This window comes from Streptomyces sp. NPDC003248 (assembly GCF_055563235.1).
This window is the reverse complement of sequence record NZ_JBVHDT010000006.1, coordinates 457,675-472,024: the sequence shown is the minus strand read 5'-3', so window position 1 is coordinate 472,024 and position 14,350 is coordinate 457,675. Positions and strand designations below refer to the sequence as shown.

Here is a 14,350-nt window from a genome sequence, read left to right as displayed (position 1 = left end):
TGTCGGTGGAGACGGACACCGCGGTCCCGACGACGGTGCCGCCGATGGTCATCATCAGGATGCCGGGCACGAGGTAGGCGATGTAGTCGGAGCGGCCGGCGCCGCCGATGCCCGCGCTCATCACGTCGCCGAAGATGTAGACGAAGAGCAGCAGGAGCATGACCGGGGTGAGCAGCAGGTTCAGGGTGAGGGAGGGGTAGCGCCGGGCGTGCAGGAGGTTGCGGCGCAGCATGGTGGAGGAGTCGCGGACGGCCAGGGACAGGGTGCTCATCGGGCGGACTCCTTGGACTGGGCGGGGACCTCGGCGCTGCCGGTGAGGGCGAAGAAGACGTCGTCGAGGTCGGGGGTGTGCACGGTCAGCTCGTCGGCCTCGATGCCGGCCGCGTCCAGCCGGTCCAGGACGGAGCGCAGTTCGCGCTGGCTGCCGCCGCCGGCGGTCTGCAGCGCCAGTGCCTCGTCGTCGCGGGTGACCTCGCCCAGCGCGGAGGCGGCGTTGCGGTAGGTGTCCGGGTCGGTGAAGCGGAGCCGGACGTGTCCGCCGGGGACGATCCGCTTGAGTTCCTCGGCGGTGCCCTCGGCGGCGATCCTGCCGTCGTGGAGGACGGCGATGCGGTCGGCGAGTTCGTCGGCCTCCTCCAGGTACTGGGTGGTGAGGAAGACGGTCACGCCGCCTGTGACCAGATCGCGGATGGTCTGCCACATGGTGTGGCGGCTGCGCGGGTCGAGGCCGGTGGTGGGCTCGTCGAGGAAGATGATCCGCGGGGTGCCGACCAGGGTCATGGCGATGTCGAGGCGGCGCTTCATGCCGCCGGAGTAGCCGGCGGCGGGCTTCTTCGCGGCCTCGGCCAGGTCGAAGCGCTCCAGCAGTGCGGCGGTGACCCGCCGTCCCTCGCGCCTGGGCAGGTGGTGCAGGTCCGCCATGAGGAGCATGTTCTCCTCGCCGGTGATCAGCCCGTCGACGGCGGAGAACTGCCCGGTGACGCCGATCGCGGCCCGCACCGCCTGCGGGTCGGCGGCGAGGTCGTGGCCACCGACGTGCACCGTGCCGGCGTCGGCGGTGACGAGGGTGGAGAGGACCTTGACGGCGGTGGTCTTGCCGGCGCCGTTCGGCCCGAGCAGGGAGAAGATCGTTCCCTGGGGGACGTTCAGGTCGACGCCGTCGAGCACGGTCTTGTCGCCGTAGGACTTGCGCAGTCCGTTCGCCGCGATGGCCGGATCGGTCATGACCGGGTTCTCCTTCGGATGCGGATTCAGAGGCTGCGGGCGGCGATGTCGCCGTGCGAGGTGGTCGCGTGGATGGTCAGGCCGGCGGCGGCGCCGTCGGTGTTCGTGAGCGCGTTGTGGATCCGGCCGTAGGGGGTGCCGGCGTCCAGCGAGGCGGAGACTCCGCGGGCGGCGCCGACCGAGATGTCGCCCTGCCGGGTGCTCAGGGTGACCGTGCCGCTCACGGCCTCGGTGATGCGGATGGCGCCCCTCTGGGCGCTGATGTCCGCGGGACCGCCCAGGCGGCCGACCGAGACGTCGCCGTCGAGGACGGTGAGGCGGGCGCTCGCGGCCTCGTCGAGCTTGACCGGGCCCTGCGCGCCCTCGAAGGCGACGTCGCCGAGCCGTCCGACGCCCCGGAGTTCGGCGCCGGCCGTCTTCGCCTCGACGCGGGAGCCGGCGGGCAGTTGGACGGTCACCTCGACGGATCCGGAAGGGCCGAAGTACTGGTTCTTCGCCGGTGAGACCGCGATCCGCAGGACGCCGTCGCCGTAGTCGACCGTCGTCTGCTCCGCCGCCTTCACGTCGCGTCCCTTCGAGGCGTCCGCGGGCAGGACCTCGACCGTGGTGTCGGCCCGGTCGGCGGCGATGAACCGGATGCGGCCCGCGGGGATGTCCAGGACGGCGGAGATCGGGGCGGGGGTGTCGAACTTCTGCATGGTGCTCTCCTTCGCTTCCTCGTTTCCGATGCAAGAAACGCTACGTTGCATTTACGGATCACACAACGAGCGCGTTGCATCGAATAGCCATAACAGCAGGTAAAGGCCGCTCAATCATTGCAACGACCTTCGAGCAAAACGCAACGACGGCCACGATGGCGTTGCAATGAGATGCCGGTGAACGCTATGCTGACGACTCCGAGGAGTGCGAAGGAGACCGCGATGCCGGGAGGCAGACTCACCCAGCAGGAACGCCGGCAGATCGCGCTGGGACTGGCCGACGGCCTCGCCTACGCGGAGATCGCCAGGACCATCGAGCGCCCGACCTCGACGGTCACGCGTGAGGTGATGCGCAACGGCGGTCCCACCGCCTACCGCGCCGACCTGGCCCACCGCGCCACCGAACGCCGCGCCCAGCGGCGCAGGCAGGCCGCGCCCCGCGGGACGGAGGCGCCCCCGCAGGCCCATGGGCGCGACGCCGACGCCATGCGCGAGTACGAGGAGACGTTCGCCACCGTCCTCATGGCCTCGGGCATGCCCAAGATGATGGCCCGGGTGATGGCCTGTCTCACCCTCACCGACGCGGGCAGCCTCACCGCGTCCGAACTGGCAGAGCGCCTCCAGGTCAGCCCGGCGTCCATCTCCAAGGCGATCGCGTTCCTCGAGAGCCAGGGCTTCGCCCGCCGGGAACGCGACGAACGCCGCCGTGAGCGCTACGTCGTCGACGACGACATCTGGTACCAGTCGATGATGGCCAGCGCCCGGTCCACCGCCGTCATCGTCGAGACCGCACGGCAGGGCGTCGGCGTCCTGGGCCCCGGCACCCCGGCCGGCGTCCGCCTCGAGAACGTCGCCCGCTTCCTCGACTTCGTGGGCGAGAGCATCATCCGCGCCGCCGAACAGGCCCGCGACGTCCTCCACACCAGAGCGGAGGGGACCTCGGGCGACGCCGCCGAACCGGGGGCGGACCGCGGGTAGGCGACCGTCCGATCGGTCAGGGTGCCCCCTGGCTGTCCTGTCGCAATCGACCTGAGCCACCGCGAGGCGGTGGCCTGCGGTGGCTCAGGTCGACTGAGACGCGGGTGCCGGGTTCGTCTCGGTCCACCTGAGGCAGTGGGGCTGCTTCCTTGACCCCAAGCGAGGTTGAGGTTTTAGCGTGCTGTGAACGTGATCACCGGCTGACGACAGGAAGAGATGGCGATGATCCTCGTGACCGGCGCGACCGGGAACATTGGAAGGGCTCTGCTGAGGGAGTTGCGGGTGGCCGGTGCCGCACCTGTGCGAGGTCTGACTCGTGATGCGGGGCGGGTCTCTTTCGCTGAAGGGATCGAAGCCGTTGAGGGCGATCTCTCGCAGGCGGATTCTCTGAAGCCCGCGCTGGAGGGAGCGCGCTCTCTGTTCCTGTTGTCGGGTATGGGTGGGGAAGCGGAGGTCCTGGCTGCTGCCCGGCAGGCAGGTGTGGAGCATGTGGTGCTGGTGTCGTCGATCACGGTGCAGACTCATCCGCATCTGCCTGCGGCCGGCGAGAACCTGGCTGTTGAGCGGTTGCTCAAGGACAGTGGGATGGCCTGGACCATACTGCGGCCGACGCAGTTCGCCTCGAACACCCTGTGGTGGGCGCAGTCGATTCGTGGTCAGGGTGTGGTCCGAGCGCCGTATGCGGACATTGGTCTGCCGACCATCCACCCTGCGGACATCGCGGCGGTGGCCCGTGTGGCGCTGACCGAGCCGGGCCATCAGGGGCGGACGTATGCACTGACCGGGCCGGAGTGCATCACGGTCCGACGGCAGGTCGCGGCCATCGCCGCAGCGCTGGGGCGGGAGGTGGCCCTCATTGAGATCAGCCGGGAGGAAGCCCACCGGCAGATGGCTTCCTTCATGGGCGACGAGACCGCGGATGCTGTCCTCGACTTGATGGGCGGGGATGTCAATGACGAATTGCTGAAGGTGCGCGACACCGTTCTGCGGGTCACCGGGTCCGCGGCCAGATCGTTCCCGCAATGGGCGTCGGACAATGGTGCCGCCTTCCGCTGAGACCGCAGCTTCACTGCTTGCTGTTGTTCAGACCGGCGAGGCGTTCTGTCAGCGGCGTCCTGAATGGTGTGCGCGATCATGCGGAGTCGGTGGATGAACCACGGCTTGGCGGTGGTGCGGAGGGAGCTTTCGTTGGGGAGCCGCCGGACGAACTCCGCGTGGAAGACCCGGAAGTCCTCGTCAGCGCCGGAGAGTGCCAGGCCGCGCCAGCGCGGGGCTGCGTAGAACACCATGGCTTTGACGATCTCGGGATAGATCGCCGCGTAGCGCTTGGGGTCCCACGGCCGGACAGCGCGGGCGGGGCGGGGCTGGAGCCGGGCGAGCCGCCGCGTGAGGTCGCTGATCCGGTAGCCGCGCTGCGGGAGGGTGGTCCAGAAGCGGGAGGTCTGTTCGTAGCAGATGTTGACCGCGTCGGGGCCGTAGCGGCGAAGGAGCCGGTAGTGACGCTTCTGGGCGGCGACGATCTCCGGCAGATCAGCAAGGTCGAACTGGTAGGCGGGGGCTTCGACGGCCCGGCCGGTCCAGAGGCGCCGGGGGGACGCAGACCTGGTCGTGGAGTTTCGACATCCGGACCATGACGCCTTGGCCGGGGCTCCCGGTCCTGCGGGCGACACAGCGTCGGCCCGCCCATCGGGGAGTTGCGGCGAAGGGACCTTGCGGGATGTTCCACGCCTGTCGCTCCCAGCGGGGATCGCGTACCGGATCGAGGTGCGGGGCTGTCCGCTGAGGACACTGAGCCGGCCGACCGGATCCAGGCGGGATTCCAGCCGGTGGGAAGGCCGCTGAAGGTGTTGGACGGCCTCCTCGGGCTCGATCCGGTCGTCGGGACGCACGTCCAGCACCACACCGGTCCCGTCCCGGCGGCGCACGAAGTAGTCCGGGGTATGGCTGGTCCGCCGAGCCCGGTCGCCGGACCGCCACGACAGCCGGAACGGCTGCGACGCCATCGCCACCACACCCGGATCACAGTCCAGCCTCAGCAGCTGACCGAGTTCCACCCACGACTCGTAACCCGCCAACTCGGCACACGTGGAGGCTGAGGGCTTCCGGCTGGAGTACGTCGACGCTCGCGGTGACCTGCATGAGGGGCCGCTCGAGGTGATGTGGCCGGCGCGTTTCGAGGCGGCCGGGCAGGTGCGGACGTTCCCGTCGTACCGCGGTCAGCGCAATTTTCCCGGCTGGTACTGGGCTGCCAGACACACGGGTAGATGGCTCGGATGGACCGAAATTGGCCGGCCTTCAGCGAGACAGGTCACCGGCCCCGGCCGGGCGAGGTGGACGACGGCGACACGACACACTTCTGCAAGCAGGTGCTTGCAATTGTTAGCGGAGGTGGGGCACGCTGGAGTCATGGCATCGCTCAAGGTCGGCAATCTCGGTGAGTACCTGCGCGAGCAGCGGCGGAACGCCCAGCTCTCGCTGCGGCAGCTCGCCGACGCCGCCGGGGTGTCCAATCCGTACCTGAGTCAGATCGAGCGCGGGCTGCGCAAGCCCAGCGCGGAGGTGTTGCAGCAGGTCGCCAAGGCGCTGCGGATCTCCGCCGAGACGCTGTACGTGCGCGCCGGCATCCTCGACGCCGAACGGGACCGGGACGAGGTCGAGACGCGCGCCGTCATCCTCGCCGACCCCACGCTGACCGGGCCGCAGAAGCAGGCGCTGTTGCAGATCTACGAGTCCTTCCGCAAGGAGAACGGATTCACGGTCGGCGACGGCGCGGCGGACGCCCAGGACGATGCCGCCGAACACGACACCCGCACGCCCGGTGGCACCGACGACGATCCGCAGCGGAAGGCCGATTGACCGGACCGGTGGACCGGCCGCCCGACTACGGACCCGCACCGACCGACATCCAACGAACGCGAACAACGCGACGAACGCGACCACGGGAGGACCATCACCATGGCCATCACCGACGACCTGCGCAAGACCCTCAGCGACCCGACCCCCCTCTACTTCGCGGCCGGCACCGCCGACCTGGCCATCCAGCAGGCGAAGAAGGTGCCGGGCCTGGTCGAGCAGCTGCGCACCGAGGCGCCGGCCCGGTTCGAGGCGGTCCGCAACGCCGACCCCAAGGCCGTCCAGGAGCGGGCCGCCGCCCGCGCGAAGGAGGCCGGCGCCAGGGCCAAGGAGGCGCAGGAGACCTTCCAGACCAAGGTGGGCGAGTTCCTCGGCGCCCTCGACGGCGACCTGAAGAAGCTGAGCAGCACCCTCGACGCCGACCTGAAGAAGTTCGGCGAGACCGCCCAGGACCTCGCGCTGCGCGGGGTCGGCGTCGCCGCCGAGTACGCCGTGAAGGCCCGCGAGACCTACGAGAAGGTCGCCGAGCACGGCGAGCAGGCCGTGCGGACCTGGCGCGGCGAGGCCGCCGAGGAGATCGAGGAACTGGCGATCGTCGTCGAGGGCAAGGACGAGCCGAAGCCCCAGCCGGTCGAGGTCAAGGACGAGCCGAAGCCCGCCGCGGCCGCGCCCGCGCCCGCCCCGGCGAAGAAGGCCCCCGCCAAGAAGACCCCGGCCGCCCGCAAGACCACCGCGAAGAAGACGACCCCGCCGGCCGAGTGAGCACCACGGGCACATCCCCACACGCGCGGAGCGCGCGGGAACACGGCCACGGGCCGGGCACTCGGAGGGTGCCCGGCCCGTTGTACGGGTGACGGAGGCGCGGTTGCGGGTACGGTGGCCGCGTAAGGACGAGCCGTGCCGAGTCGGGTGGTGGACGTAGTGCTGATGCAGGGGTTCGCCGGGTTCATGTCGCTGCTGAGCCTGGCGCTGATCGTGTTCAGCGGCTTCGCGCTGTTCGACGCGGCCATCCGCCGCGAGGACGGCTATCGCGCCGCGGACAAGCAGACCAAGCCGTTCTGGCTGATCGTCCTCGGGCTCGCCTTCGTGGTGAACCTGATCTTCAACATCCTGTCGTTCCTGCCGATCATCGGCCTGATCGCGACCATCGTGTACATGGTCGACGTCCGGCCCGCCCTCCGCTCCCTCCCGGGCGGCGGCCGCACCCGCCGCGGCGGCTCCAGCAGCGACGGCCCCTACGGCCCGTACAACGGCGGCCGCTGAGAAGCCCTTGACGGGGGCGCAGCCCTCCTCGAAGGGGCGCGGGGCGGTCTCCTATGCGGCTCCGCCGCGTGGGCGCGACCAGCCCCGGACGGCCCGCGCCCGACGCACCGAGCATCCCGGCAACGGCGCGAACCGATCCCAGCACTCCCAGCGGAGCGCTAAGGCACTCGGTCCAGCAGGACCACCGCCACGTCGTCCGTCAGCTCGCCGCCGTTCAGCTCGCGGACCTCGTTGACGGCCGCCCGCAGCAGGTTCTCGCCGTGCAGGCCCGCCGCGAGCTGGCGGCCGATCATCTCCACCATGCCGTCCTGCCCCAGTCGCTCCCTGCCGTCCCCGACGCGTCCCTCGATGAGCCCGTCGGTGTACAGCATCAGGCTCCACGCGGCGCCCAGCTCGACCTGCATCCGCGGCCAGCGGGCGCCCGGCAGCAGACCGAGGGCGGGGCCGTTGTTGTCGTAGGGCAGCAGCCGGGGCGGCTGGCCGGGGCGGGCGATCAGCGGGGCCGGGTGGCCCGCCAGGCACAGGCCGGCGCGGCGGCCGTCGGGCGCGATGTCCACCGTGCACAGCGTCGCGAAGATCTCGTCGTCCTCGCGTTCGTGCTCCAGCACCTGCTGCAACGTGTTCAGCAGTTCGTCGCCGCACAGGCCGGCCAGCGTCAGCGCCCGCCAGGCGATCCGCAGCTCCACCCCGAGGGCGGCCTCGTCCGGGCCGTGGCCGCGGACGTCGCCGATCATGGTGTGGACCGTGCCGTCCGGGGTGCGGACGGTGTCGTAGAAGTCGCCGCCGAGCAGCGCGCGGGAGCGGCCGGGACGGTAACGGGCCGCGAAGCGCAGCGGGGAGCCGTCCAGCAGGGGCGTGGGCAGCAGCCCGCGCTCCAGACGGGCGTTCTCCTGGGCGCGCAGCCTGCCCTCGGCGAGCCGCCGCTCGGCCGTGTCGGATCGTTTCCGCTCCACCGCGTACCGGATGGCGCGGCTCAGCAGCCGTCCGTCCAACTCGTCGCGGAACAGGTAGTCCTGGGCGCCCACCCGTACCGCCTCGGCCCCGCGCTCGGCGTCACCGGACGCGGTCAGCGCGAGCACGGCGTGCCGGGGCGCGAGCCGCAGCACGTGCCGGAGCACGGCGAGCTCGTCGTCCTCGTCCGCGCGGCCCGGGGCGGGCAGGGCGAGGTCCAGCAGGATGCAGTGGACGTCGTCGGTGAGCAGCCGCTCGGCCTCGGTGAGGTTGCGGGCGGTGCGCACGCGGATCGGCTTGCCGGAGGAGTCCAGCAGGCCGGGCACGATCGGGGCGCCCGTGGGGTCGTCCTCGATCAGCAGCAGTGTGAGGTTGGTGGTGTGGGCGGCGGCGCTCACGCCGGAGGGGGCGTCGCCGGGCGTGGCGTCGTCCCCGACCGGCGTCGTCGTGATCGCTTCGTCGCGAGCGTCGTTCCGGTCGTCCGTGTGCGGGGCTTCTTCCTTGGAGGGGCCGCCGACTGCGGGGGCGGCCTGCGCCTGACCGCACTCCACGGCCGGGATCGCTCTCTGCCGCGGTACGGGTACGGGCATCGTGTCGGGTTCCTTCCCTCCCCCCGAGGGCATGGCGGGGACGAGGGACCTCGACCCACCGACCGGGACCATAGCGGCAGAAGGCGCCGCAGCGGAATGGTGTGGAGCACGTCGCTTGATCTCAGGCCACTGTCATATGCCGCGTTCCGTACCGCAGTTGGGCAGGGGGGATGGGGTGCGGGAATGACGAACGTCACGTCGGCGGGAGGTTTGGCGGCCGAGGGGGCGTGCGGTGGGTCACGTGGCCGCGGTCACGGGCCGCCGCCGCCCCTGTGTCCGGGCTCACGGGTCCGGCCGCATGCCGGGGCTCACATGTTTCGCCCCTTGTGCCCGGTCTCACGCGTTCGGCCGCATGTCCGGGCTCACGGGTCCGGGCGCATGTCCGGTCTCACGCGTCCGGGCCCATGTCGGGCTCACGCGTCCGGCCGCACCACCCCGAGGATCGGCATCGAGCCGGCCCCCGCGACGGTCACCGTCCGGCCCGGGCGCGGGGCGTGGACGATCGAGCCGTTGCCCACGTACAGCCCGACGTGGCTGGCGTCGTCGAAGTAGATGATCAGGTCGCCGGGGCGCATGTCCGTCACCGCGACCCGTGCGAGCTGCCGCCACTGCTCCTGCGAGGTGCGCGGGATGGTGCGGCCGGCGTTCACCCACGCCTGGGAGGTGAGGCCCGAGCAGTCGAAGGAGTCGGGCCCCTCGGCGCCCCACACGTACGGCTTGCCGACCTGCGCGGTGGCGTACCGGACGGCCTCCAGGCCCTGCGCGGTCGCCTCGTCCTCGACGCCGTCGAGCACGCCGGTGCCCAGCCAGGCGGTCTGCGCCTGCTGCGCGGCCTGTTCCTGGAGCTGGGCGAGGCGTTCCTTCTCCTCCGTCTCCAGCTGGGACTCCAGCTTCTCGGCCGCAGCGATCTGCTTCTCGATCTTCTTCTGGGCGGCGGCCTTGGCCTTCCGGTTGGCCTCCAGCTTCTGCCACTGGGCGGAGGCGCCGGCGGAGTACTGCTCCAGGTCCTGCTGGGTGCGGGTCATCTCGCCGATGAGTCCGTCGGTCGCCCGCTGCCCCTGGAGCACCCGGCCCGCCCCGTCGAGGAAGTCGCTTGGGTCGTCGCTGAGCAGCAGGTGGGCCTCGTCCGGCAGGCCGCCGCCGCGGTACTGCGAGCGGGCCGCGGCACCCGCGCGGTCCTTCAGCGCCGCCAGCTCCTCGCGCCCCTCGACGATCTTGGCGGCGAGCTCGACCAGCTCCGCGGACTGCTTCCGGGCCTGCTCCTCGGCCGCGTTGTAGGCGTCGGTGGCGACCGAGGCGTCGTGGTACAGCGTGTCGAGCTTCTCGCGGATCGCCTCCAGGTCCGCGCTGTGCGAGGGCGGCGGGGTGAGCGTGGGCGCGGTCGTCGGGGCCGGTGTGGGGCTCGGAGCCGCGAACGCCGTACCCGGCACCGCCAGTACGGTGACCGCGCAGACCACGGTCACGGCCACCGCGAGCAGGCCGCGCTTGCCCGTCCCCATATGTCCCCCCACAGCTGATTTACCGTCAGTAACCTACGGTCGCCCGGGGGATCGTGCCATGCCCTGCCGGAAAACGACAGAGGCAGTCCTTCCCCCCCGTTCCCACCCCGCCATGACGAAGTCCCCGCCTATGTGACGAACGCCTCAGGGAGATCGTTCCCGGCGCCTATCCCCGCGGGGCCAGCGCCCCCCACGCCACCGTCACTTCCCCCTGCCGCCACCGTGCAGGGCCGTCCGTCACCGGCCAGTCCCGGGTCAGGTCCCGCACCGTCCGGATCCACCGCTGGCGCGCGCCGTAGGAGGCGTACGGCGCGGCGGCGGCCCAGGCGCGGTCGAAGTCGCGGAGGAAGGCGTGCACGGGCTCGCCGGGCACATTGCGGTGGATCAGCGCCTTCGGCAGCCGTTCCGCCAGGTCCGAGGGCCGCTCCAGGGAGCCCAGCCGGGTCGCGAAGGTGACCGTGCGGGGGCCCTCGGGGCCGAGCGCGACCCACACGTGCCGCCGCCCGATCTCGTCGCAGGTCCCCTCGACGAGCAGCCCGCCGCGCGAGGTCCGGGTCGCCGGCGCGAGCCGCGCGCACAGCCGTTCCCAGACGGCGGCGACCTCGGCCTCGTCGTACTGCCGGAGCACGTTCGCGGCGCGGATGAGGTGGGGCCGGCCGTCGAGCGGGACCTCGAAGCCGCCGTGCCGGAAGGCGAGGCCGTCCCGCTCGTACGGCTTGGCCGCCGCGACCCGGGCCGGTTCGATCTCGACGCCCACCACGCGCGCGTGGGGCGCGACGGAGCGCAGACGGCCGAGCAGCTCGACGGCCGTCCAGGGGGCGGCGCCGTAGCCGAGGTCGACGGCCACGGCACGGCCGGCGCGGCGCAGCTCACGGCCGTGCGCCGCGGCGATCCAGCGGTCCATGCGGCGCAGCCGGTTGGGGTTGGTCGTCCCGCGCGTGACCGTGCCCACGACGGGGGTCCCCCCGCTCGAGCGAAGCCGAGAGTGGGGGAGGGCCGCGCGGGATGTCATGCCTTCGAGGGTATTCGGTGTCCATGACGGCAGGACCACGACGGCAGTGTCCGTCACCGCAGGACCGCGACGGCGGTGTCCACGACGGCGGTGGCCATAACGGCGGTGTGCACGACGGTGGCGTCCATGACCGCAGGACCGCGACGGCGGTGTCCACGACAGCGGTGTCCATGACGGCGGTGGCCATGACGGCGGTGTCCATGACGGAGGACCGCGACGGCGGTGTCCACGGCGGCGGTGCCCATGAGGACGGTGCTTGAGGACGGTGCTTACGACGACGGTGTCCACGGCGGCAGGACCACGGCGCGACGCAACCCGCACTCGAACGGTTGAGCGATCCCCGGTAACGCCTGGGCAAAAACGTGCGCGACCGGGGGCCCGCCGGAATGGCGACGGCGCCCTCCGGCGTTGCACCCCCTCGGAGGGTGCCGCACATCCTCCGTCCGGCATGCCCGCAGCTAGGAGGAACGCCACGTGAGCCAGTACATCGGCAGGCTCGGGCGTCGTTCCGGGACGGCACCCGCGCGGCTCCGGCTGCACCGCCGCCCCCGCCGCGTCGCCATGCTCTCGGTCCACACCTCACCGCTGCACCAGCCCGGCACGGGCGACGCCGGCGGCATGAACGTCTACATCGTCGAGCTCGCACAGCGCCTCGCCGCGATCGACATCGAGGTCGAGATCTTCACGCGCGCCACGACCGGCGGCCTCCCGCCGACCGTCGACCTCGCCCCCGGGGTCCTCGTCCGGCACGTCGACGCGGGACCCTACGAGGGCCTTGCCAAGGAGGACCTCCCCGCCCAGCTGTGCGCCTTCACCCACGGCGTGATGCAGGCCTGGGCCGGCCACCGCCCCGGCCACTACGACCTCGTCCACTCGCACTACTGGCTGTCCGGGCACGTCGGCTGGCTCGCCGCCCAGCGCTGGGGCGCCCCGCTGGTGCACGCCATGCACACCATGGCCAAGGTCAAGAACGCCAACCTCGCCGACGGCGACACGCCCGAGCCCGCCGCCCGCGTCATCGGCGAGACCCAGATCGTCACCGCCGCCGACCGGCTGATCGCCAACACGGCGGAGGAGGCCGACGAACTCGTCCGGCACTACGACGCCGACCGCGACAAGGTCGCCGTCGTCCACCCCGGCGTCAACCTCGACCGCTTCCGGCCCGCCGACGGCCGCGCCGCCGCCCGCGCCCGCCTGGGCCTGCCGCAGGACGCCCTGATCCCGCTCTTCGCGGGCCGCATCCAGCCCCTCAAGGCCCCCGACGTCCTGCTGCGCGCCGTCGCCGTCCTCCTCGACGAGCGCCCCGAGCTGCGCTCCCGGATCGTCGTGCCCGTGGTCGGCGGCCCCAGCGGCAGCGGCCTCGCCAAACCGGAGGGCCTGCAGAAGCTCGCCGCCCGCCTCGGCATCTCCGACGTCGTACGGTTCCGGCCGCCCGTCGGGCAGGACCAGCTCGCGGACTGGTTCCGCGCCGCCTCCGTCCTCGTCGTCCCCTCCTACAGCGAGTCCTTCGGCCTGGTCGCCATAGAGGCGCAGGCCGCCGGGACACCCGTGCTCGCCGCCGCGGTCGGCGGGCTGCCGGTGGCCGTGCGCGACCGGGAGACCGGCGTCCTGGTGCAGGGCCACGAACCGGCCCGCTACGCGCGCGTGCTCGCCGAGTTCGCCGACAGCCCGGACCTCGCCGCCCGCATGGGCGCGGCCGCCGCCCGGCACGCCCGGTCCTTCGGCTGGGACACCGCGGCCGCCGCCACCGCCGACGTCTACGCGGCCGCGACGCAGGCCCACCGCCGTCGCGTACGCTCCCCGCATGGGTGAGTGGCATGACTGAGGGTCAGCGGGCCGACGCGCAGAACGCGGCCGCGCGGGTCGTCGAGGACGTCCTGGAGGACGCCGAACTGGAGTGGGAGGGCCCCGAGCCCGGCACCTACGTCGTGCAGCTCCCCGGCACCCGCAAGCTGAAGACGACCGTGTCCCTCATCGTCGGCCGCCACTCGCTCTCCCTGAACGCCTTCGTCGTCCGCCACCCCGACGAGAACGAGGCCGGCGTCCACCGCTGGCTCCTGGAGCGCAACCTCAAGCTGTACGGCGTGAGTTACGCCGTCGACCACCTCGGCGACGTCTACGTCACCGCCCGCCTCCCCCTTGCCGCGGTCACCCCCGACGAGATTGACCGCCTCCTCGGCCAGGTCCTGGAGGCCGCCGACGGCGCCTTCAACACCCTCCTGGAGCTCGGTTTCGCCTCCGCGATCCGCCGCGAGTACGCCTGGCGCGTCTCCCGCGGCGAGTCCACCCGCAATCTGGACGCCTTCCGCCACCTCACCCGCCGCCCCGGCGAATGAGGGCGTCACTGACGACGGACCTTCGGCGGGACCACCCACCACCGGCGCGTCGGCGCGCCGACGGCCGGCGACTGCGTCGTCGTCAGGTGGCGGGCGCCGTGTAGCGCCCGGGGGTCACCCCCACCAGCTTCCGGAAGTGCCGGGTGAGATGGGCCTGGTCGTAGAAGCCGGCGGCCGCCGCGACCTCGCCCGCCGGCCGCCCCTCCAGCAGCAGCCGGCGGGCCCGGTCGACGCGGCGGGCCGTCAGGTACTGGTGCGGCGCGATGCCGTACGCCCCGCTGAACGCCCGGACCAGATGCGCCGGATGCGCCTGGAGCAGCCCGGCGGCCGTGTCGAGTGTGACGCCCTCGACGACGCGCCCGTCGAGGAGGTCGCGCAGCCGGCGCGCCAGGACGGGGTCACGCCGGGCCGGCCGCCGGGGCTGCCGGGGCCGCAGATGGCCGCGCAGCCGCTCGCCGACCAGCGCCAGCCGGCTGTCGGCCTCCAGCTCGTCCCCGCGCCGGGCGAGGGCCGCGTGCAGCTGCCCGACCCGCCGCCGCAGCAGCGGGTCGCGCAGGTCGGGTCCGTCCACGGCGGGCCCGATCAGCTCCTCGCCGAGCACGCTCGCGTCCAGGTACAGCACCCGCTTGCGGAAGCCGTCCGGGGTGACGGCGGAGCCGTTGTGGGGCACGTGCGGAGGCAGCAGCGACACGGTGTCGTGCGGCGTCCCGTGCTCGTGCCGGTCGAGGTCGTACCGTACGGCCCCGTCGTCGACGATGAGCAGCGTCCAGGAGTCGTGCACGTGCATCGGGTAGGCGTACCCGGTGAAGTGCGCGTGGAAGACCTCCACGACGCCCCGGACGCGGGGGCGCCAGGCGGAGACGTCGGCGGTGGGCTGCGCGGCCCTGCCCTGAGCGGAGGCCATGCAAAGAACGTACAAGACGCCGCCGCGCTCCGGACGGCAGCC

At 72.3% G+C, this 14,350-nt stretch carries 13 protein-coding genes and 1 pseudogene; 7 read left to right on the top strand and 7 right to left on the bottom strand.

The window, feature by feature from the left end; translation table 11 throughout:
• The 3 genes and pseudogenes from ACZ3KJ_RS18235 to ACZ3KJ_RS18225 form a co-directional block, all read right to left on the bottom strand.
• Nucleotides 1-271: pseudogene (locus ACZ3KJ_RS18235) on the bottom strand (ABC transporter permease); the annotation flags it as partial.
• Entirely contained in the window at nt 268-1,224 is a 957-nt protein-coding gene (locus ACZ3KJ_RS18230) for an ATP-binding cassette domain-containing protein (RefSeq protein WP_467528049.1), read from the bottom strand. The gene ACZ3KJ_RS18230 and the pseudogene ACZ3KJ_RS18235, both read right to left, overlap by 4 nt.
• Before the next feature lie 26 nt (nt 1,225-1,250).
• The gene (locus ACZ3KJ_RS18225) at nt 1,251-1,922 is read right to left on the bottom strand and encodes a DUF4097 family beta strand repeat-containing protein (protein WP_467528047.1); all 672 of its coding nucleotides are present in this window, start codon (nt 1,920-1,922) and stop codon (nt 1,251-1,253) included.
• A gap of 222 nt (nt 1,923-2,144) precedes the next feature.
• Here ACZ3KJ_RS18225 and ACZ3KJ_RS18220 point away from each other — a divergent pair, with 222 nt between their 5' ends.
• The 5 genes from ACZ3KJ_RS18220 (at nt 2,145) to ACZ3KJ_RS18200 (ending at nt 7,016) form a co-directional block, all read left to right on the top strand.
• Nucleotides 2,145-2,900: a GbsR/MarR family transcriptional regulator gene (locus tag ACZ3KJ_RS18220; RefSeq protein ID WP_467528045.1), complete on the top strand. Its 756-nt coding sequence runs from the start codon at nt 2,145-2,147 to the stop codon at nt 2,898-2,900.
• Between the two features lie 222 nt (nt 2,901-3,122).
• Nucleotides 3,123-3,956, top strand: a complete 834-nt coding sequence (locus tag ACZ3KJ_RS18215) for an NAD(P)H-binding protein (protein WP_467528043.1) — start codon at nt 3,123-3,125, stop codon at nt 3,954-3,956.
• A gap of 1,350 nt (nt 3,957-5,306) precedes the next feature.
• Entirely contained in the window at nt 5,307-5,756 is a 450-nt protein-coding gene (locus ACZ3KJ_RS18210) for a helix-turn-helix domain-containing protein (protein ID WP_467528042.1), read from the top strand.
• 99 nt (nt 5,757-5,855) lie between these two features.
• Nucleotides 5,856-6,515, top strand: a complete 660-nt coding sequence (locus tag ACZ3KJ_RS18205; protein ID WP_467528040.1) for a hypothetical protein — start codon at nt 5,856-5,858, stop codon at nt 6,513-6,515.
• A 165-nt stretch (nt 6,516-6,680) separates the two neighbouring features.
• Nucleotides 6,681-7,016: a DUF2516 family protein gene (locus ACZ3KJ_RS18200; protein ID WP_389521607.1), complete on the top strand. Its 336-nt coding sequence runs from the start codon at nt 6,681-6,683 to the stop codon at nt 7,014-7,016.
• A 158-nt stretch (nt 7,017-7,174) separates the two neighbouring features.
• On the opposite strand, the gene ACZ3KJ_RS18195 is transcribed toward ACZ3KJ_RS18200, so the two are convergent.
• From ACZ3KJ_RS18195 to ACZ3KJ_RS18185, 3 genes are all read right to left on the bottom strand, one after another.
• Nucleotides 7,175-8,557 (bottom strand): PP2C family protein-serine/threonine phosphatase, encoded by a 1,383-nt coding sequence (locus tag ACZ3KJ_RS18195; RefSeq protein WP_467528038.1) that lies wholly within the window; start codon nt 8,555-8,557, stop codon nt 7,175-7,177.
• A 413-nt stretch (nt 8,558-8,970) separates the two neighbouring features.
• Nucleotides 8,971-10,056, bottom strand: coding sequence for a C40 family peptidase (locus ACZ3KJ_RS18190; RefSeq protein ID WP_467528036.1), 1,086 nt, complete (start codon nt 10,054-10,056; stop codon nt 8,971-8,973).
• 166 nt (nt 10,057-10,222) lie between these two features.
• Entirely contained in the window at nt 10,223-11,068 is an 846-nt protein-coding gene (locus ACZ3KJ_RS18185) for a class I SAM-dependent methyltransferase (RefSeq protein WP_467528034.1), read from the bottom strand.
• 474 nt (nt 11,069-11,542) lie between these two features.
• Here ACZ3KJ_RS18185 and mshA point away from each other — a divergent pair, with 474 nt between their 5' ends.
• Together mshA and ACZ3KJ_RS18175 are read left to right on the top strand one after the other, a co-directional pair.
• Nucleotides 11,543-12,880 (top strand): D-inositol-3-phosphate glycosyltransferase, encoded by a 1,338-nt coding sequence (mshA, locus tag ACZ3KJ_RS18180; RefSeq protein ID WP_467528032.1) that lies wholly within the window; start codon nt 11,543-11,545, stop codon nt 12,878-12,880.
• Between the two features lie 5 nt (nt 12,881-12,885).
• Nucleotides 12,886-13,404, top strand: a complete 519-nt coding sequence (locus ACZ3KJ_RS18175; protein WP_467528030.1) for a type III secretion system chaperone family protein — start codon at nt 12,886-12,888, stop codon at nt 13,402-13,404.
• Nucleotides 13,405-13,486: 82 nt separating this feature from the next.
• Here the strand turns inward: ACZ3KJ_RS18175 and ACZ3KJ_RS18170 are convergent, their stop codons facing one another.
• The gene (locus ACZ3KJ_RS18170) at nt 13,487-14,308 is read right to left on the bottom strand and encodes an AraC family transcriptional regulator (RefSeq protein WP_467528028.1); all 822 of its coding nucleotides are present in this window, start codon (nt 14,306-14,308) and stop codon (nt 13,487-13,489) included.
• Nucleotides 14,309-14,350 lie beyond the last annotated feature (42 nt).